General features: G+C 46.4%; 15 protein-coding genes and 2 riboswitches. Of the genes, 3 read left to right on the top strand and 12 right to left on the bottom strand.

Annotated features, from left to right (window positions below; translation table 11 throughout):
- Window positions 1-13: 13 nt before the first annotated feature.
- From MHB71_RS20515 to MHB71_RS20570, 12 genes are all read right to left on the bottom strand, one after another.
- Window positions 14-3,256, bottom strand: coding sequence for a response regulator (locus tag MHB71_RS20515; protein WP_340027479.1), 3,243 nt, complete (start codon window positions 3,254-3,256; stop codon window positions 14-16).
- 178 nt (window positions 3,257-3,434) lie between these two features.
- Window positions 3,435-3,740: a PAS domain-containing protein gene (locus MHB71_RS20520; RefSeq protein WP_340027481.1), complete on the bottom strand. Its 306-nt coding sequence runs from the start codon at window positions 3,738-3,740 to the stop codon at window positions 3,435-3,437.
- 71 nt (window positions 3,741-3,811) lie between these two features.
- Window positions 3,812-5,809 carry a methyl-accepting chemotaxis protein gene (locus tag MHB71_RS20525; RefSeq protein WP_282319348.1) on the bottom strand — a complete coding sequence of 666 codons (1,998 nt, stop codon included), beginning with the start codon at window positions 5,807-5,809 and terminating at the stop codon, window positions 3,812-3,814.
- Between the two features lie 424 nt (window positions 5,810-6,233).
- Window positions 6,234-7,091, bottom strand: coding sequence for a MetQ/NlpA family ABC transporter substrate-binding protein (locus tag MHB71_RS20530; RefSeq protein WP_340027482.1), 858 nt, complete (start codon window positions 7,089-7,091; stop codon window positions 6,234-6,236).
- Between the two features lie 46 nt (window positions 7,092-7,137).
- Entirely contained in the window at window positions 7,138-7,809 is a 672-nt protein-coding gene (locus tag MHB71_RS20535; RefSeq protein ID WP_036606156.1) for a methionine ABC transporter permease, read from the bottom strand.
- A complete protein-coding gene (locus MHB71_RS20540; RefSeq protein ID WP_340027484.1) occupies window positions 7,806-8,615 on the bottom strand; it encodes an ATP-binding cassette domain-containing protein in 810 nt (269 codons plus the stop codon). Before MHB71_RS20540 ends, MHB71_RS20535 begins: the two co-directional genes overlap by 4 nt.
- A 131-nt stretch (window positions 8,616-8,746) precedes the next feature.
- Window positions 8,747-11,050: a PQQ-binding-like beta-propeller repeat protein gene (locus MHB71_RS20545; RefSeq protein WP_340027485.1), complete on the bottom strand. Its 2,304-nt coding sequence runs from the start codon at window positions 11,048-11,050 to the stop codon at window positions 8,747-8,749.
- A 101-nt stretch (window positions 11,051-11,151) separates the two neighbouring features.
- The gene (locus MHB71_RS20550; protein WP_340027486.1) at window positions 11,152-11,946 is read right to left on the bottom strand and encodes an energy-coupling factor transporter transmembrane component T; all 795 of its coding nucleotides are present in this window, start codon (window positions 11,944-11,946) and stop codon (window positions 11,152-11,154) included.
- Complete coding sequence (locus tag MHB71_RS20555) at window positions 11,921-13,492, bottom strand: ABC transporter ATP-binding protein (RefSeq protein WP_340027487.1); 1,572 nt, start codon at window positions 13,490-13,492, stop codon at window positions 11,921-11,923. The genes MHB71_RS20550 and MHB71_RS20555 overlap by 26 nt, the downstream gene beginning before the upstream one ends.
- Window positions 13,493-14,086, bottom strand: a complete 594-nt coding sequence (locus MHB71_RS20560) for an ECF transporter S component (protein WP_036672660.1) — start codon at window positions 14,084-14,086, stop codon at window positions 13,493-13,495.
- Window positions 14,087-14,315: 229 nt separating this feature from the next.
- Window positions 14,316-14,426, bottom strand: a riboswitch (TPP riboswitch).
- A gap of 172 nt (window positions 14,427-14,598) precedes the next feature.
- Window positions 14,599-15,267: a pectate lyase gene (locus MHB71_RS20565; protein WP_036606151.1), complete on the bottom strand. Its 669-nt coding sequence runs from the start codon at window positions 15,265-15,267 to the stop codon at window positions 14,599-14,601.
- 347 nt (window positions 15,268-15,614) lie between these two features.
- Entirely contained in the window at window positions 15,615-16,490 is an 876-nt protein-coding gene (locus MHB71_RS20570) for a radical SAM/SPASM domain-containing protein (RefSeq protein ID WP_036606150.1), read from the bottom strand.
- 217 nt (window positions 16,491-16,707) lie between these two features.
- Window positions 16,708-16,810: riboswitch (TPP riboswitch) on the top strand.
- Between the two features lie 157 nt (window positions 16,811-16,967).
- On the opposite strand from MHB71_RS20570, the gene MHB71_RS20575 reads away from it, so the two are divergent.
- The 3 genes from MHB71_RS20575 to MHB71_RS20585 all read left to right on the top strand — a co-directional run bounded on the left by MHB71_RS20575 (window position 16,968) and on the right by MHB71_RS20585 (window position 19,793).
- Window positions 16,968-17,732 carry an ABC transporter ATP-binding protein gene (locus tag MHB71_RS20575; RefSeq protein WP_340027488.1) on the top strand — a complete coding sequence of 255 codons (765 nt, stop codon included), beginning with the start codon at window positions 16,968-16,970 and terminating at the stop codon, window positions 17,730-17,732.
- Window positions 17,722-18,552, top strand: a complete 831-nt coding sequence (locus MHB71_RS20580) for an ABC transporter permease (RefSeq protein WP_340027489.1) — start codon at window positions 17,722-17,724, stop codon at window positions 18,550-18,552. The genes MHB71_RS20575 and MHB71_RS20580 overlap by 11 nt, the downstream gene beginning before the upstream one ends.
- A gap of 167 nt (window positions 18,553-18,719) precedes the next feature.
- Complete coding sequence (locus MHB71_RS20585) at window positions 18,720-19,793, top strand: ABC transporter substrate-binding protein (protein WP_340027490.1); 1,074 nt, start codon at window positions 18,720-18,722, stop codon at window positions 19,791-19,793.
- Window positions 19,794-19,918: the final 125 nt, after the last annotated feature.

Here is a 19,918-nt window from a genome sequence, read left to right on the forward strand (position 1 = left end):
AGCTTCATTCCGATCACCATGGCAGGGACTCGGTAATTTTATCAATTTCCTGTTGTACCTTCTCCAATACCAAACGCAGTTCCTCTTCTTTGAACAACGGACGGAACAAGAGTGATTCCAATTGGAGAACTGCACACATCAGGTCCACTGCATGCAGATTCGCAGCTACGCCTCGAAGAGAATGAACACTACGAATGACATCAGCAATCTGCTGTTGCTGAAGTTGAATCGCCAGTTTTTTCTGAAACGAGTCATACTCCATTCTGAATTTCGTGAGCGCATATTGCAGAATATGTGGCTTGCCGTCCATCTGTCTGATCGCCTTATCTGCATCAATTCCATTGATCTCCCTTATGCCTTTTAGATCAATCCATATTTCCAAAATGTCTGCGAGCTGTTGTTCATGTATGGGCTTAGTCAGGATGGCATTCATACCTGCTTCAAGATATAATTCATGGTCCCTTTTTAAACCATTCGCTGTAAGCGCAATAATGGGTGTACGATCATATTTCCTCATCTTGCGAATGTGTCGCGCTGCATCAATTCCGTTCATAGCTGGCATATAGAGATCCATCAGAATCAGTTCCCATGTTTGTTCATCCAATTTCTTCAAAACCTCTGTGCCACTGTCTGCCAGTGTCACCTTGAATCCGGTATGTTCCAGCATGGCCCGAATGACCAGTTGATTGATTTCATGATCTTCAGCGATCAGAATGTGCCCTTTGGATTTAAGCAAGTAGGATTCATCACCTTCTATCATCCGCTTTTTCTCCAATGGCCCTTCACCCTGAAGTGCAAGTAATACTTCGAACAATCCCAGACGTGTAATCGGTTTGATCATCATGAGATCCGGGCGAAAGGATCTCTCCTCACTCCACAGGGTATTTTCACTAAAAGCATGGGTATAACCCACCATTTGAAATTTGGTTTGATTCATTCGCTTCATGAAACTGTCCCATGACGATCCGTTGACGGTCTCCTCTGCATCCATATCCATCATCATGATCATGGAACTTGCCCCATCTACATGATGGACATACCAATCACTTTCCATCATATGGTTCAAGGAAGTATACAGCGTCGGATTCATCCCGAATGAATAGAGCAGCTGCTTCAGATTTGCGCCCATCCGTTCATCATCTTCAATGATAACCACATCATTCGCACCATATAGGAGAGGGTGTGTCTGCAGGGAGAAACTCTCTTCTTCTTCCGAATCTGCAAGTTCAAATATCAAGTCGAATGAAAACAGACTGTACTCTCCCAAAACACTATCCACCCGCAAGCTTCCTCCCAAAGAGGTGACCAGAAGGTAACAGATGACCAGCCCAAGACCAGAGCCACCATATGTTCGATACGTCGAGGGTTCCGCTTGAGTAAACGGGACAAAGAGCCGTTCCAATTGTTCGGGTGACATTCCGATTCCCGTGTCCTGTACCTCAAAACGGACATGAACTCGCTCCGCCTCCAATGAAAGAACCTCTGCCTGCAACGTTACATATCCATGCTCCGTAAATTTAATCGCATTACTGAGCAGATTCAATAACACCTGTTCAAGTCGGAACGGATCACCAATCACCGTTAATGGCAGATCGGGATCGGTTGTAAAAATCACTTCGATATCTTTGTGCCCGATGGCCACACCGATCTGATCTGCCACACGTTTGATCACATCCTCTGGTGAAAAAGAGACCTTCTCCAACATCAGCTTGCCTGCCTCAATTTTCGAAAAATCAAGAATATCATTTACGAGGGCAAGCAAGGTTTGGGAGGACGCATTGATTTTACTCAAATAATCCTTTTGTTGTGGAGATAGATCTGTCCGTTGAAGCAACAACGAAAAGTTGATAATACCGCTCAGTGGGGTACGAATCTCGTGGCTCATGAATGCGAGAAACTCACTCTTTGCCTGGCTTGCTTTGTCAGCCTTAACACGTCTATAGTGATCCGAAATGTCATGAATAACTGCCTTAATTTTCTCACTCGAGTTTAATACTTTAACAGGGGATAGGTGAACCCGAACATGCTGCTCATGACCTTCTCCAACAATAAAACTCAGTTCCGTATCCTGTGCTATATTGTGATGTAAGGCTTTTTGGAAAACGAACAACCAGTTCTCCAGCTGCTCAATGAACAACAATTCTTCAAGCTGACGCCCAATCACTTCCTGCCTGCCGAGACCGAGAACATCCAGAAATTTCTGATTCACTGACACAATACATCTGTTGTTATCCAAACCGACAAACCAGTCTGCCGACACTCGCTCAAGTGTTCGATATCGCTCTTCACTTTCTTGAATCCTTCGTTTAACCGCTCTGTGCTCCGTAATATCAAGTCCATATCCCACGACATATTTCACCACACCCTCTTCTCGCAGAGGGCGAACGTTCACCAGCGAATAGTAACCTCCATGCTCAATCTCGTAAAAAAAAGATTCCCCTTCCCATGCCCGGTTAAACTGCTTTCGCAGAAATTCTACCTTTTCCTGAGGTAAAATATCCAATGTGCCCAGTTTGTAATCTTGCTTCAGACTACTCATATCCAAGCCCAGTCGGGAGAGCATCTCTCCCTCAAGCACAAGATACTCGAATTTTCCGTTCTGTTTTCGGATTTTAAAAGTAAAACCCGGCTGCATACGAAGCATCTCCAGCATTTCCTGATCCCTCTGAATGACCAATCTCCTATATCGATGATTTTGGTTCAGATAATACAGGAATAATATGACGGACAGCAGGCAGATACATTGAAAAAAGAGAATCTGCCCCATCATTAGCAGAGAAGGGGAATTGGTCTTTAGTGCAGAAAACTCATACACAGTAATCAACAGCAACGCTCCGGACAACCACTTCTGTATAAATCCCCTGATATACTTAAAGATCAGACATATGGCTACGACAAATAACAACTCTGTCAACGCATACTGCCAGTTCTCCAACAAGGGATTACGCCCCATATTAATCCGAAACATCCACATGAATGCAAAAGTAACGAAAGCAGAGCCACTCCCACCAAAATAAGCAGCAAGCAGATACACAATGGCCCGGAAATTCAACAATGTACCATCCTCAAGCACAATAGAGAAATAATAGAGCGCCGTGCCCAACATGCTCAGCGTAATACCAATAATGATTCGAGTCGTGATGGATGTTGAACGGGTAGCATTTGTATGGTTCAAATAGTGATGAATTAGGAAAACAAAGATCAAAATTAGCGTGAAATTTAATACAAGATCGCGTAGCAAATGGTCACCGTCCACATTACGACTTCAGGATTTCATGCATTCAATGAATGTTGTCAGATTCATGGTCGCAGTTCCTCAGTACACAAATCATAGTATGCCGTGCTCCCTTATTCAATTGACGATATTGACCATTTTTTTGAAAATAATTACTGCTTTCAGCTAACATCCCCTTATCACCAAACAACGTTTTTTTTCATGAAAATTCATCATTAAATATGCTGATATAAAAAAGAGAATCATCCAAATGAACCGATGTAATCGTAACTTGGGCTTCCCACACTTCCTGATCAGCCTTCATCAGTTTGGCTACGCCGGACCAGGTCTGATTTCCTCTCCAGTGGGTATCCATTAGCAATCGGGCAGGCTTACCTATGGTGCTCTCCCGTGAGAATCCTGTTTTGGTTACATAAACGGAATTCACATCCAGAATCACACCCTCCTCATCTGTAATCATGACCGCATCCGTCAGCAGTAAGAAGGCTTTGAGTTCCAGTTGCATGGTTGTCCACTCCCTCTAATGAAACATGATGTGATGCTGTCCCTGTGTGATAATCTCTTCTACGATCCCGTTTAATACTTAAACTGTCTAATCAGGCGCTGCAGCTCTTCAGCCAGGGTAGACAAGCCACGAGCCGAGGAAGAAATCTGCTCCATCGCTGCCAGTTGCTCCTCTGAGGAAGCGGCCACTTCTTCGGAAGTTGCGGCGTTGCCTGACGCAATGCCTGCCAACTCATTGGATACAGCAGATACTTCCTGTACACCTGCTGTGATCTCTTGCGACGTGGCAGCAATCTCTTCAATCTGAGGTGTCGTTTCCCGCATGCTATCCAGAATACGTTCAAACTTCCGAATCGCTTCTGTAGAGATGTCCATGCCCTCTCCAACCTCTGAAGTCACCTTCTCCATCATGCGAACGGAAGCAGCCATATCTTCCTGTACCGCCGTAGTCAGCACGGTGATTTCATTGACGGACTGCCCGGATTGCTCTGCCAACTTGCGAACCTCTGCTGCTACAACAGCGAATCCATTGCCATGTGTACCTGCACGAGCAGCTTCAATGGATGCGTTCAGCGCGAGCAGGTTTGTCTGTTTGGCTATATTTCCGATTAACTCCGTGATCGCTGAAATTTGGTGTGATCGTTCATATAACGCTTGAATCAATTGGTTTGTCTGTGCTACCGTCTCTTGAATCGATTGCATCTGACTCACCGTCTGCTTGACGGTGTTGCCGCCTTCTTCTGCTTGTACGGTTGTATGTTTCGCCAAATCAGCGACATGTATGGAACGTTCGGCGATTCTTGTAATACCAATCGTAATTTCATTCATGGCCTGATGGTTATGTTCAATACCTTCGGTCTGTTTCTCCGCACCACTCGCAATTTCTTGAATGGCTCGCGCTACCTGCTCACTGGCTGCACTGGTTGATTCCGCACTCTGAGCCATTTCATCCGATGAGATGACTACCTGACTGGCGCTGTTCTCCACATTTTGAATCAACACACGCAGATTGTGTTGCATTTTGCCAAAGGCATCACTCAGTTCACCAATCTCATCATTACTTGTGCTTGTAATGGTCTGGGTTAGATCCCCTTCACTCACCTGAATCGCCTGAACCTTCAACTGACGAATCGGTTTAACAATTGATCGCATCACAAGCCAGATGATCAAAATTCCGATGACTAGAAAAGAAATAATGACCATAATCGTTCGATTCAGAATAGGCGCAGCGGCATCCTCTACTTCAGAAGAAAACATGGTGCCCGCGACCTTCCATCCCGTTGATTCATTCGTGGCGTAATACATGACCTTATCAACCTGATCAAAGGTATAGTTGAAATTACCGGATTCATTCGTATACACTTGTGTCCAAAAATCTTCTGTTGCATCTGTTCCAGGTTGCATCGTCGGATGATAGATATACTTTTCGCTGGCATCCAGCAGAATCAGATGTCCCTTTTCTCCAACTTTAATTCCGCTAACTAATTGACTAATGTCCGCCAGATTGAGATCCAGTTGGACCACACCAGATTGGTCTTCCAGTGCCTTCGCAATCGTAATGGTAATCTCTTTTGTCTCGGCAGAAACATAAGGGTCTGTAACAATGACCTGCTGTGGAGTACCCATCGCTTCTGTGTACCATGGTCTTGTTCGCGGATCGTAATCTTCAGGCATCTCCGCATCAGAGGACATCAGATACACACCTGCCTCTGTGCCTACACCTATGGTGATGATATCTTTGTTCTGTGCGGCATACCCCTTCAATTCGTTCACAACCCGAACCTCGGCATCTTCTTGACGCAATTGCTCCGCGAGTGTACTCGCATAATATTCAATGTGGTTCCGCTTGGCATTGACTGAAAGATCTATCGTTGCACTGGCAAGGTTCACATTTTCCATCGCACTATGTAAAATTTGCTTCTCCACTTCATCTTTTGCACTGTTATACGATAAAACTCCAATACTTAACGAAGGAATGGCCAGGAAAGCAATAAAGGACACCACCAGCTTGGTTTTAAAGTTCTTATGCATCTTGTTGAACCAGGTCGATTTGCTATTTTTTCGGGACAAATTTCTCTACCTCTTCCAGATAAATTTTAGTTTTACTTGATCTACTTATAAGTTGAACTAGTGATTATTTACACTTGCCACTCCGATGACAGAACAACCTGCCACTTGCTGAATGATTCATACAACTTATAAAGCTCTTGTATAGCTCTCATAGATTGTAAACCATCTTTTCAAAAAACTAGGTCTCACTTCTTGTGAAAAACACTCTTTACACTACAAAACTCGAACAAATCTCTTAATTTATAATCCAAAAGAACTATTTTCAAACAAATTATACGAAAAAACTATTAAATAAAGTGTTCCGGGGATATGACCAAATTGTTAACTTTCTAAATACTTGTTAATAAGCAAGCGGACGACAAAAAAAAGATCCAAGCGTTATCGCTCAGATCTAAAGGTTATTTACATTGGACCAACGTATTCTCTATTTAAATGCCGGGATCGCGATATCTGCATATTTCTCTTCGAAGAAGGCTTTGACCTCTGGACCCGCCATGCGTTTGGCCAGCTTCTGGATCGCTTCGGAGTCCTTGTTATCCTCACGGGCAACCATGGTGATTGCAAAATGGGAATCATCCTTCTCGGTTAACAATGCATCCTTCTTCGGTGTAAGACCGAGCGGACTGGCATATGCCGGTGTCATGGCTACCAGATCAGCATCATCCATCATGCGAGCCAGCATCAACAAGTCCACTTCCTCAAACTTGAAGTTCTTTGTATTCTCGGTGATGTCTGCCTGTGTGGCGTTAAAACCTACGCCCTCTTTCAGCTTAATCAATCCGTTCTGCTCCAGCATCACAAGAGAGCGACCAATGTTGGAAGGATCGTTTGCAATTGCAACCGTTGCACCTTCTGGCAATTCCTCAATCGTTTTGTACTTTTTGGAGTAGGCGCCATAGATGGCATTATAGATAGGCTGTACAGCCACCAGATTGGCATTGTTCGCTTCATTATACTGGGTCATGTAAGGCACGTGTTGGAAGAAGTTTGCATCCACTTCCTTGTTCGCGAGTGCCGTATTCGGCTGTACGTTATCTGACAGCACAACAACTTCCAGGTTGACGCCATCTTCCTTCAAAAGCGGTTTAACAATATCCAGTACATCTGTCATCGGTGGAATCAACGTGGCTACTTTCAGCGTAACTTCTTGTGCAGCTTGTGTATCTTCTTTTGTTCCTTCAGCCGCAGGTGTTTCTTCTTTTTTGCCACAAGCAGATACAACCAGCATTACTGCAAGCAACATAAGCATCATTTTCACTTTCATTTCATGTCTACCCCTCATCGTATAATCTGTATTGGTTATTCGTAATAATGCACGGTCCAACCGTTCAGGATCTGCGATCCAGCCAGTGGGACAGTCTGCTACCTGTGAATTGGATCATCTGTACCAGGATAATCATAATGATGATCGTAAATACCATAATCTCCGTTTCGAAGCGCTGATAACCGTAGCGAATGGCAAAATCACCAACACCGCCGCCACCTACAATACCCATCACCGTCGAGTAGGAGATGAAGCTAATCGTAGCTGTTGTGAGTCCCAGTACAAGACCAGATCGTGCCTCCACGTACAAAAACTTCACCACAAGTTGCATCGTTGATGCCCCCATGGAAGCAGCAGCTTCAACCACTCCCCTCGGTACATCCAGCAACGCTTGTTCCACCAGTCTGGCGTAGTAGGCAATTGCAATGACCGAGAGTGGCACGGTTGCCGCCAACGTACCTATGGACGTTCCCACAACAATCCGTGTGAATGGAATCATGAATACAACCAGCAGTAAGAACGGAAACGAACGAACGATGTTAACGATACTGCCGAGTACAAAGGACAGCGTTTGATTCTGATACCGTTGTCCTCTACGGAATAAGTACAGCAGTGTACCCAGAGGTAACCCGATCAGAACAGCTGCCGCAATGGAAATGCCCACCATAACAAAAGTCTCTCCGATCGCCTGCCATATCTCATGCTGATATTTCAGCACAGACTCAGGTAACTTCATGACTTGTCCTCCTGTTCTGCCTGACGGAACAGAGACGAACCTGTCATCCCGTATTCGTCACCCGCAAGCAAGGAGGTCAGCAGATCAGGCTGCGGAGCAGGGATACTGCTCACTTCCGCTTTAGACAACGTACGAACGAGTCGCCCATCCTTCATGACGGATATCCTGTGACATAGTCTGCGAGCCACTTCCATCTCATGCGTTACTACAACAATGGTCACGCCCAGCGTTTCATTGATATGTCGCAGCACATCCAGAATACCGTTCGTGGTCTGTGGATCCAGCGAAGAGGTCGGTTCATCACAGAGCAGCACATCCGGACGACTGGCCAGCGCTCGTGCAATTGCCACACGTTGCTTCTGTCCTCCGCTAAGCTGAGCAGGATATTGACCCGCCTTGTCTTCCAGTCCAACAAACCGCAGTACCTCAAGTCCACGTTCAACTCGCTGCGCACGGGGCATACCCGCAAGCTCCAATGGCATGCAGACATTGCCACTCACCGTTCGGTTACTGACAAGATTAAAGTGTTGAAAGATCATGCCAATGGATCTTCGTGCCTGACGCAGACTCTGTTCATTCATCTGGGTCAGGTGCTGCCCATTCACAACAACCTCACCATCATCCGGCTTTTCCAATCCGTTGAGCATCCGCATAAGCGTGGATTTGCCTGCACCACTCGATCCGATGATGCCATGTATTTCTCCTTGTCCCACTTCGAGGGACACCGAGCTTAATGCTTCGAATCCCTGACTTGCACGGGAACCGCGCTCGTTATAACGTTTGCTTACACCATATAATGAGATCATGGAGAGTCCTCCCGTGAATGATCATGCATGGTTCTTCAAGAACACATGAAGAAAGCCCGCACAGCCGATAACCGGAGCGCGAGCAAGCCTGTTCATTTATAATAAATCAACATCCCTTACGAGACAAGCTTTTAAGGTGAGATTGCCTCCTGCAGGCGGCTGGCTTCATATACACGAAAACGTCCGTTGGACGAACCCACATACACTTCATTACTGATCCGGTTAATCATTCCATTCTTCGCATCCCGGTCCCGGTGCTCCGGGTTTCCCATCACAACGTCATGTACACGACCTAACAGTGCTCCATTCTTTTTGTTCATTACGAGCAAATTCTCGTCCATGGGCAACAGCAACTGATCATCAATGACCAGATAACTTCCCTGATTCGTCGGATGCCTTAGTGTTGCAATCGTATCTTTGGCATTCCAACGCGTCTCCCCCGTTTTATAATCCACAGCCGCCGGGTAGCCATTCTTAATCACATACAACTGATCCTCTTCCACCAGTCCTCGTTCAATCTTGCCCTTGAGCGTCCAACGTGTTTTGCCTGTCTTGGCATCATACAGGGTAGTTGTAAAATCTTCATATTCTCCGTAATGATTGCCGTTCTTGTTCTCACGGATCAACAACATGCCATCATTCAGCTCCTCAAATCTCTGTCCTACCCGAGCAGGGAATTGGGCAAGCTTTTTCCCCGTGTTCAGATCAAGCAGAAGCCACTGATTATCTAGTGATAACCATCTTTCAGCATTCGTGGTTGCAAAGGGATCCAGACGTTCGATTCCATCAAAATATGGATCATTCACAAATTGTTCTATGGTAGATCGTTTAGCTTTCAAGCTCCATACGGTTCGGCCCGATTGCGGATCGGCTGCAACTAGCTTATTCTTTTCCCAATACAACACATAGGGGTCATCTGCACTCTTGTTCAATAATTCATAACCCGTAGCCAGTTTTCGCGTCCACAATGTTTTTCCGTTTGCACTGTCCAGAACCGTTAACCAACTGTTGCTTGAGCTCTCAACAACCGGGTTATCTACAACCACAATGTTCTTCGCAGCGGTGATGCCATTTAGTTTAAAATTTTGCTTAGGAGTGTACGTCCACATGACCTTTCCGTTCTTCAAGTTCAGATGACGAATACGATCCACGTATTTTTTCTTATCAGGGTCATAATCGGTGTAGATTGTAACGTATTTGCGCTCTGCATCCACCACTGCCTGCTGTCTTCCAAAACCCCCGTTGATCTCCCATAATTGCTGGCCGGAATGTCGGTCAAGGGCATATATAGAACCTTCGTAGTAACCCCCGCTGAATCCACCGTCATCCCCTTTCATCAGGAGCACATCATCCGTGGCTGCTTGTAAAAAAGTATAGTTAATATCCCCCTGGTTGGTCCAAACCGGTTTCCAAGGGATTGTCGTTGGCAGTGTTGTGCCATAGATTTTTGTTGTGAACCCATATTCATCCGCCCGACTGATGTTCCAATCGGAAACAACAGCATTTCGATTATCCTGTGCTAAATTCCAGCGTGTTCTGACCAGTCTGCCATTCTTGTTGAATGTGACCAGAAATTGCGCATCTTCCCGCTCATATCTCCAGGTCTGTCCAATACTCATTGAATAACCCGTGAAATTTAGATTGCTTGAACTCTCTTTCCAATCCGGCTCGCCTAACCACCCAGCCACTTGTTTGGAGGTGGTTGCCTTGTTCAGCTTCATATCTGTCAGATGGCGTATAACCGAAGTTGGCAGCGATGCCTCCTGATTGAACCAACCATCCGCCACATTCATCCGCTGTTCTATAGCCTGTGCCTTGATCCAGAAGAGTCCTGGCCGATACGTGGAGGATTCTTTATTCCAGACTCGTGGGGCAATGGATACCCCATACCAACCTTTCCACTTTGCAACAATAACAGCCTTATCTGTTAGCGCTTTCTCAAAAGACCAGGTTGTAGAACTATCTGGAGCCAGATAGAACTTACTGCCTGATTGGAGTGTGAAGCTTTGGAGAGCTGTTTCCCTCATGCTTCTACTCTCCTTCAGTGCATACCAACTTGGCAACCAAAAGTTTCCATGATCGGTTGACTTAAGCTGCACCCACTCGCCTCGAACCGAGGCCAACGTATACTTTTCGTTTTTTGTTGTATAGTATTCAATCCCCATCTGGTCAGCAGCCACACTGCCATCCCTTCTGTTTTTGAACAGAGGGATGTCATTAATAAGCGTAACGGTGTCTCCTTGTTTGTAAGCTAACTTTGCAGTTAAGACTTGGGAACTTGCCCCCAATGCTTGTGGCGTTGTAGCCGAAGCTTGTCCTTCAAGGGCGACCATTTTGGAATCCAGCAGCATCCAGCCCGTCAACAGCATAGCTGATAATCCAGTCATGGTAATCCATTTGTACCCCGTTCTCTGCCAATCAGGACCCGTCTTCACTCTCGTTCATCCCCATTCATTAGAAGCTATTTCCAATAGAGACGCAGTAAAAAGGAAAAAGTTACCGTTTACCTCAATATATTTCTATCTATCTGCCCGTATTACCTTACATCCACCATCGTAGCATGATAAGGGAAGGTAACCCCGATGTAATAAGCAGCTGTTAAGGTGAGCATATAATAAAATACAAACCACAGATCAGCTCGCGAATAGCCAATCTGAATGTAATACGTTCGGCTCGCGCCATCTGTGAACCCTTTCGCTTCCATCGCTACCGCCATTCGCTGTGCACGACGAATACTCTGTGCCAGCAGCGGAATAGCGTAACGCTTGAGTGTACGATACACATTCCAGCGAGAGCCGCGTTGCTGTGTTCCACGAATACGAATCGCATAACGGAGCGTCTGGAATTCATCCAGCAAAATGGGGATCATGCGCATCGCGGCCAGAAAGCTATAGGCATATTTTGCGGGAAGCCGCCACTGCTGCATCAGGGAATAAAACAGTCTCACAGGCTTGGTCGTAAGACCAAAGAGTAACCCTGCCGCGGCCATAGTCAGCGAGCGAAAACCCAAGTGTAGACCGCGATAGAAACTCTCTTCGGTTATGTGGATCAGTCCCCACTTATACCATGTGGTCTCGCCCTTACCAAACATCATCATGCCTGTAGACGTGGAGATAAACACCAGAATGAATGGTGATGCGTACAGCATCAATCTGTACCACGGATGACCTGTCCAGCACAGTAATAGCATCATCGCCACCGCAACGTTGGCCATTACATTCAGATTGTGAATGAGGATAACGATGACAAACATCATCGTCAGAATGATCATCTTTAATCCCGGATTGACATTATGAAGCCATGTTTCACGGTGAGGAAACGACAGTTGCATCAGATAACCTCCCCTCATCTACCGTCCAGATTCGGGTGCAATATCTTTTTACAATTTCACGATCATGGGTAACCATAACAATAGCTGTTCCCTCTCTCCGCAATTGCTCCAGTTGTGCTAACATGGCAAACGTATTGCGGGCATCCTGTCCAAAAGTAGGTTCATCCAACAGCAGTATTCGCTGCTCTCTCACCAGTGCAGAGGCAACGCTCAAGCGTCGTTTCTGCCCCATCGATAATTGGTAGGGATGGCGCTCGGACAGGTCGATTAATCCAAATTGATTCAGCATATGATCAGTCCTGACAAGTCTTTCTTCCGTTGTATGCCTGCCCCCCAGTAATGAGAATTCCACTTCTTCCGCGACCGTGTTGGTCACAAATTGAAACTCCGGGTTCTGAAATACAAACGCAATTCGATCTGCAAGCTGCTCCGTTTTGCCAGAAGGCTGACCGTCCACCTCATAATGACCTGTTGTTTTCAGGATATTCATCAGAGATAACAACAATGAACTCTTGCCAGCTCCATTAGCTCCGACAATACCAATCCAGTCTCCATGCCATACCTTGGCCTGCTCCACCTGAATGAAAGGTGTTTTCCCACGCCATCCGGTGAACTGCTGCAAGTCCAGTGCAGGCAGATAGGCGGGAGATACAGGCGAAAAGGATGAGTCGTGAGATATGGGGGATATACCCGGTGTATCGGATAAGCCAGACGATCGCTGTGCTTCCAAATTTGAGATGCCGTGATCCACACACACTTGAATCTCTCCAGAAGCACTTCCCTCTTCTTGCTTAGCTGCCTGCTCTTGCTCCTCCCATATGCCTGGATACCAGATTCCATAAGCCTTCAGCTTTTCCCGTTCATGCGTAAATACCTGCTGTGCTGGCCCATCCGCCACAATCTTTCCTTCAGGTGATAACACAATGATGCGGTCGACCATATCCACAATCTCGTTTATTTTGTGTTCAACGATGATGATCGTTTTGTCACTGGCGATCCGTTTGACCGTATCCCACACCTGGGAAGTCCCCTCATCATCCAGCAGTGCAGTGGGTTCATCCAAAAACAATACCTCCGGGTCCATGGCAAGCATCGAAGCAATCGCAAGACGCTGCTTCATCCCCTGAGACATGGACTGGATCAATACACGATTCTGTTCAAAGGATAACCCCACTTGTTTCAGATAATATTCAATCAGAGCAGGCATCTCTTCACGCGGAATATTTCGGTTTTCCAGAACAAATGCGATCTCTTCATCCGTAAAGGACATACAGAACTGGGTATCCGGATCTTGAAAGACCACTCCTGCTTGGGCGGGAATCCGAATATCATCACATTTCATCGGAATCTCAACCGAACGTGGTATCAGACCGCTCAGAATTTGCAATAACGTTGATTTACCGGAGCCACTTGGGCCAAGCAACAGCACTTTCTCCCCTTGACGCACAGAAAGAGACAAGCCTTGAAATACCAAGGCTTCCTCTCCCGGGAACTTGCATCTTAGATTTGTGACACTTACCGCTTGCGAATTCCCTTCCCCGTTCATCTAATCCAGCGCCTCATAATCTTGTTTGGATACCGGTCTGAGCGAACGCGTTACACCAGTCAGTTCCAATGCTTTGGCGAGATAATAAGCAAACACTCCAGCAATCAAGATGCTTCCAATGAAGCGGAATCCGATAAATAACGTATAGTTCCAGGCCGAGAGTGAATCAATATACCCGTACTGGTAATCCAGCAAAAGCGAAGCCGCTGCGGCTCCTATGGCTGCAAGACAGGTGACAAACAGATTGGTTTTACGATACAAAAATGCGGCGAAGAATATCTCGGCTCCCAATCCTTGCAACAGACCGTATACAAGTGTGGACATGCCCCATTCACTACCCAGAAAAGCACTTACCGTTGATGCCGCAACTTCGGCAAGAATAGCCACGCCTGGTTTACGAATGATAACAAAAGCAAACGTGCCCGCCATAAACCACATGCCGTAGATCATCTGCTCCGCATGAACGCCAAATGGTTTCATCAAGTCATATGTAGGTCCCCATATCTTGTAAATCACCCCAAACACTACTGCGATCACGATGGTTACCAGAATATCCGTTAGTTTCAATCGCTTGTTGCCTGCTGTTGTTGCCATGTTCTCTACGTCCTTCCTTTGTTCCCTGTGAGGGTTATCAAAATAAACGAAAAAGCCTCCCCGGTTCCGGGCAGGCCTTACGTACAGTGTACAATCCTCACAATGATGTATTGGATGGATGTCGAAAATACGGAATATCAACCAGCACCCCTCCGTCATGGCAGATACACCACCACAGTTCAAAGAGGTCTGTTGTTCATCCACGTTCATTCCCACAATTCACCCTTACATATCGCAAATCCATGTTCTCTACGCTGGCATTACCCAGATCAGATGTACGGTCAGCGGCACAAGGCCACTCTCTCAGCCCAACTTCATTGAGCTCCCGGTTCACTTATTTCATTGCTTCTAATGTACATCAGATGGGTATTTGTGGCAATGGTCTCTACAAAAATCAAAAGTTGGCATAGGAAAAGGCATCCCCCTGGATGCCTTTTGGACATACTTCACCATGTGAAATAGCTACCTTATCCGTACACGCCTTCAATCCGTATTCCAAGGTATCCCTGTTCTTAATATTGCGTGTTCCCAGACTGGCTCGTTTTCCCCGAAGCAAACCCCTTGAACAACGTTGGTACTTTGGAATAACGGGTATTCGTAATTTTCCCTTGTGATGTGCTGCTGTCTGTACGCATAATCGAATCTTTCACATTGGAAATGTTAGAGTTATCCAGCGTCATGTTAACTGCAAAGGAAGTTCCACCATTTTGGCGAACCAGTTTGCCAATATCATCTGCACGGAAATTTTTGATGTTAATTGTTCCAGCTGCATTCATCTGGAACACTTTATCATAAGCCTTATACGCTGCCCCACCGGTAATGTTAACCGTTCCGGCAGACTTCAATGTCAGTGCATCCTCGCCCACGTCCTGCCAGACCACATTCGATATATTACAGTTGCCATAACAGTGAACACCATCAGCAGCTGGTGATCCAATGTTTACGTTTTTGAGCGTGGCCCCTGCCTCCAGACGGAAGACTGGCTTCTGATTTTCTGCTTGAGATCCGTCGCCCAGTGTGGAAGGATTGGCTACAAATGTTTTACCTTGGCCGTCATAGGTCGTGCCCTTTGGAACCACAATGGTTGAATTTACAACGGTAGGTGCAGCCGCAGCCGGAACGGCACCAAATATAGAAGCAACCAAACCAGCGGACAGCAACAACGTCAACATTTTTTTCATAACTTTATTCCTCCCTTATTCTCTCGTTTTTTGGTAGTGTACAAGCCTAGGCTTGTATTGGAAGTTCGTCAGAGGTGCACCTCTGTCCGATCCCAACCTAATCCTACCAAATAAGGGAGGTAACTAGAATAATCATTAGATCAGATATATCATGACATCCCACAATCCCTGTCATATCGGCATTTTTTGCATGCTATGCCTCTCAAGCAATATGCTCATATCAACCTCTGGTATGCTCATTTGTAACGTATGTACCCCTCACTTAATCCCCGATCACAAAGAAAGACCACTACATTTGTCTCCAAATGTGTGATCTTGAATGGCTTCTGGCTTGCTGATATAAGATATCAGGCTCCAAATCTCTGACGATAACCGCACTTTCGACACAACTCTTCTACAGCTTCCCGCTTGGAGAAGCCATATACCAGATTGTTCGCTCGCTCTCCCTCAATAATCTCCGAGAATGACTTCTCGTGCACGTTACCGAGGTTAATGACACCCTCGCCATCAAGACAGCATGGAACCACCGTTCCATCTACAAGCACAGCTGCCTGACCGCGAAGTGCATGGCAGAAGCCTTTGCCGTCATCTTCAGGTGCATCCAGACTTGGCCACTGGAACTCATGGTCCTGATTCAGGTATACATTCGGGGCAATTTTGACCCCGCTGCCTGGAACTACTTTTTCCTCAATGCGGAAGTCCAGATTGAACTCACGTTCCAATACTTCAAGAGTCTCCCGATTTCGATTCATCTGAGCATTTGTGAAGTTATCCTGTGTCAGATTCCACAACCGAAATGAGATGATGACATTGTGCTTAACGGCCTCGTGTACAAAGGACAAAATATGACGCAGGTATCCGTCACGATCTGTTGAACCTTCATGCCCATCGAAGCTGTGCAGGGAGAAATTCATCTGCCGCAGCGCCGGTTTGCCAAGCAATTTATGCTGAGTCTTGGGCAGCAGTGTACCATTCGTTGTAATGTTCACCTTGAGTCCCTTCTCATGTGCGGAATCGAGCAACAGATCTATTTTGGGATGCAACAAGGGTTCGCCTTTGACATGTAGATAAATATGATTGGTGTGTGGTTTAACTTGATCCAGTATATTGTTGAAGACTTCAGGGTCAATGAATCCTTTGGCACGCTGTGTCTGCGGACAGAAGCTGCATGCCAGATTGCAGATACTCGTGATCTCAATATATACTTTTTTGAACGTTTTCAACTCGGGTCCCCATTCTGCTTCGGAGGGAGAACAATCCCGCCTGCATTTGTGATCCGGCCAATATGCGCCACCACTATTATATCGGGTTAGGGAGCCCAGGTAAATTGTTCAGTTGTTCGGGTCTGACTCCAAGTTCATCTCAACAATTCCATCATGCTGCCTCTTTACAGTTCATGTTCAAGTGATATATGCTGAACACACAACTGCATATCTTGAACTTTTGCACTAGGGGAGCCTTGCGGCTGAGACGAATATGACTATTCGGACCCTTTGAACCTGATCTGGATCATACCAGCGGAGGGAAGTGGAGCGGCCTTTTAGTAAGCGGAATTTTTCATGTATGTGAAGATAAATTGCGGATTTAACTTACAGACCCACTCATTTCTCCGGAAATGGGTGGGTCTTTTTTGTTCCTTTTGCAGAGTATAGGATGCCGTTGTTATTGCAGTAGTCTGACATCAAGGGGGTGAGGATCAGATGGATAACCATGTAACCATTCACAACGTAAGCTTTGCTTTTCCCGAAAAAAAAGAGTCCCCTGTGCTCTCCAATGTGTCGCTTCAGGTTCAACAAGGAGAATTTGTCTCGCTCATCGGCTCCAGCGGATCAGGTAAAAGCACGCTCTTCAAGCTGCTCGCAGGCTTGCATAAACCAACCGTTGGCACCATCGATATAGCTGATGTCCCGCAAGGACAACGGCTCGGACGAGTCGCCTATATGCCGCAGAAAGATCTGCTGTTATCCTGGCGTACCGTCATGGAGAACTGCATGCTGCCTGCCGAGCTTGCACCAGGCCGACAGGACAAGGACAAGTTACGGGCAAACATCCTAGCTGGGTTGGCAAGGTTCGGCCTGTCAGGTTATGAGCAGGCCTACCCGGATGAGTTATCCGGCGGCATGCGGCAGCGGGTGGCATTGCTTCGTACCTTGCTTACAGGCGGGCAGCTCATGTTGCTGGATGAACCCTTCGGTGCACTCGACGCCTTAACCAAACGAGAAATGCATCGCTGGTTGCTCGAGCTGTGGGAGGGCTTTGGCCAAACCGTGATGTTCATTACACATGACATTGAAGAAGCCCTGCTGTTAAGTGACCGTATCATTCTGTTAACTCCAGGGGGGCAAGGTCAGCAGTTGCGGGAGATGACGGTTCCTTTACCACGTCCAAGGCATTCGGACATGATCTACGAACTGGCTCTCGTGCAGATGAGGCAACAACTGGAGGAACAATTGCATGCAAAATGATAGAGCTGAGGTTAGCGTCTGGACGTGGTGTTCGAAGTGGCTCTCGAAATGGTTTTCCCAATATGGTTTGTTTATTATGCTCATGTTCTTATTACTGGCGATCTGGGAAGTGAGTGTGCGTATGGGTTGGGTGCCCTCCTTCATCATTCCTGCACCCACGGCCATCATAGGCTCACTGGTTGAACATCGTCGTCTGCTGTTGACCATCCATCTGCCTGCTACCTTTATGGAGGTTATTGTTGGTTTTGGCTTGTCCATAGTGACTGGAATTACGCTGGCAACAGGCATGCATATGAACCGATCGATTGAAAAGGCCTTGTATCCCTTCATCGTGATCAGTCAGACCATCCCGCTGATTGCCTTGTCTCCCGTGTTCATCCTGTGGTTTGGCTATACGTTGTGGAGCAAAGTCGCCGTGGTGTTCCTAATCGCGTTCTTCCCCATTGTGGTCAGTACCTACGATGGACTCCGCCAAGGCGATCCAGAGCAGCGTGAACTGCTGCTCACCATGGGCGCCAGCAAATGGGATATTTTTTGCAAACTCCAGGTTCCGCTGGCACTTCCCTCTTTTTTCTCGGGGTTAAAGATGTCCGTGGTGTACTGCGTGGTTGGGGCAACGATTGGCGAATGGCTCGGTGGTAGCAAAGGTCTAGGGTACTTCAGCCGTCGTATGTCCAGCAACATGAACACGGATGCGATGTTTGCCGCCATTTTGCTGTTATCCCTGCTGGGGATCGTTTTGTTTGTACTGATTGCCTGGCTGGAGAAACGGTTTAACATACGGCGTCATCGTCACGGAGGCAAAAGAAACGTTGGATAATACCTAGACAGAAATTAGATATAAATACAGAATGACGACCTTCAAAACAAAACATACCTTATGCACCATTTCAGCAGCAAACTTCAATCAGTTCATTGTCACATTGTCGTTAACATGCTGTTGCCCATTTTCTACAAATCAAAACGATGAAATGAGGAACTTCATTTATGAATAACAAAGGTATATACTCCCTGCTTCCCATCATACTCATTAGCCTTTTGCTGATCGTTAGCGGATGCAGCACCACAGACACTAGCCAAAATACGCCAACAACAGATTCGGCAACCAATGCACAGCAAACAGATCCGTCTGCAACCGAACCAGCATCAGACGCCAAAGATAAACTGTCCATCATGCTCGACTGGTACCCGAATGCAGTACACTCCTTCATCTATGTGGCTCAGGAAAAAGGATACTTTGCAGACCAAGGTTTGGATGTCGATATTCAGATGCCTGCGGATACCAATGATTCGCTCAAACTTGTCGCTGCCGGAAAAATTGATCTGGCCTTAAGCTACCAGCCCCAAATCTTACTCGCGCGTGGCGAGAACATTCCTGTACGTTCCATTGCTGCTGTTGTTCGGCACCCGCTTGTGCATCTGTTGACCGAAGCAAATGGCAACGTGAATTCACCCAAAGATCTTGAAGGAAAAACTGTCGGTTATTCTTCGATTCCGCTGTATGAAGCGATGGTTCGTACGATGATCAGCCACGATGGTGGCAATCCCGACAACATGAATCTGGTTGACGTTGGGTTCGATCTGATTCCTTCGCTGGCTTCCGGACAGGCGGATGCGATTATGGGTGGTTTTATTAACCATGAACAATTGATTTTGGAGAAAGAAGGACATGCCATGAAATCGATTAACCCCGTCGATTATGGTGTGCCTGATTATTATGAATTGGTCCTGACTGCAAGTGAAGCTGGCATTGAAGCAAAAAAAGACCAACTTACCCGGTTCGTCAAAGCGGTCCAGGAAGGACAGAAATATGTGACTGAGCATCCAGAAGAAGCCTTGAGTATTCTGCTCGCTCATGAGAATGAAACATCACCGCTTGACCCGGAGATCGAAACCAAAAGCCTGGCAATTCTGCTACCACTCATGAATGAAGAAGGCCAACCATTTGGTCGGCAGGAAATGGAATCGTGGGAAAATGTACGTGCATGGCTCGTTGAACAGGATTTGATTCCTGAATCGGTGAAAGCCGAGGATGCTTTTATTAATCTGCAAGGAAAGTAAATGATTTAGATTTTACGTTTCTGCTTTTCCCGCATTAATGATCTGGCTGTTGTTAGACTCTGCGCCCCAACTCAACAAGGCAACTCATATCCTATTATTCTGTTGAGTGACTCCAGATATCGGAC

The organism is Paenibacillus sp. FSL H7-0940, from assembly GCF_037979415.1.
Classification (GTDB): domain Bacteria; phylum Bacillota; class Bacilli; order Paenibacillales; family Paenibacillaceae; genus Paenibacillus; species Paenibacillus amylolyticus.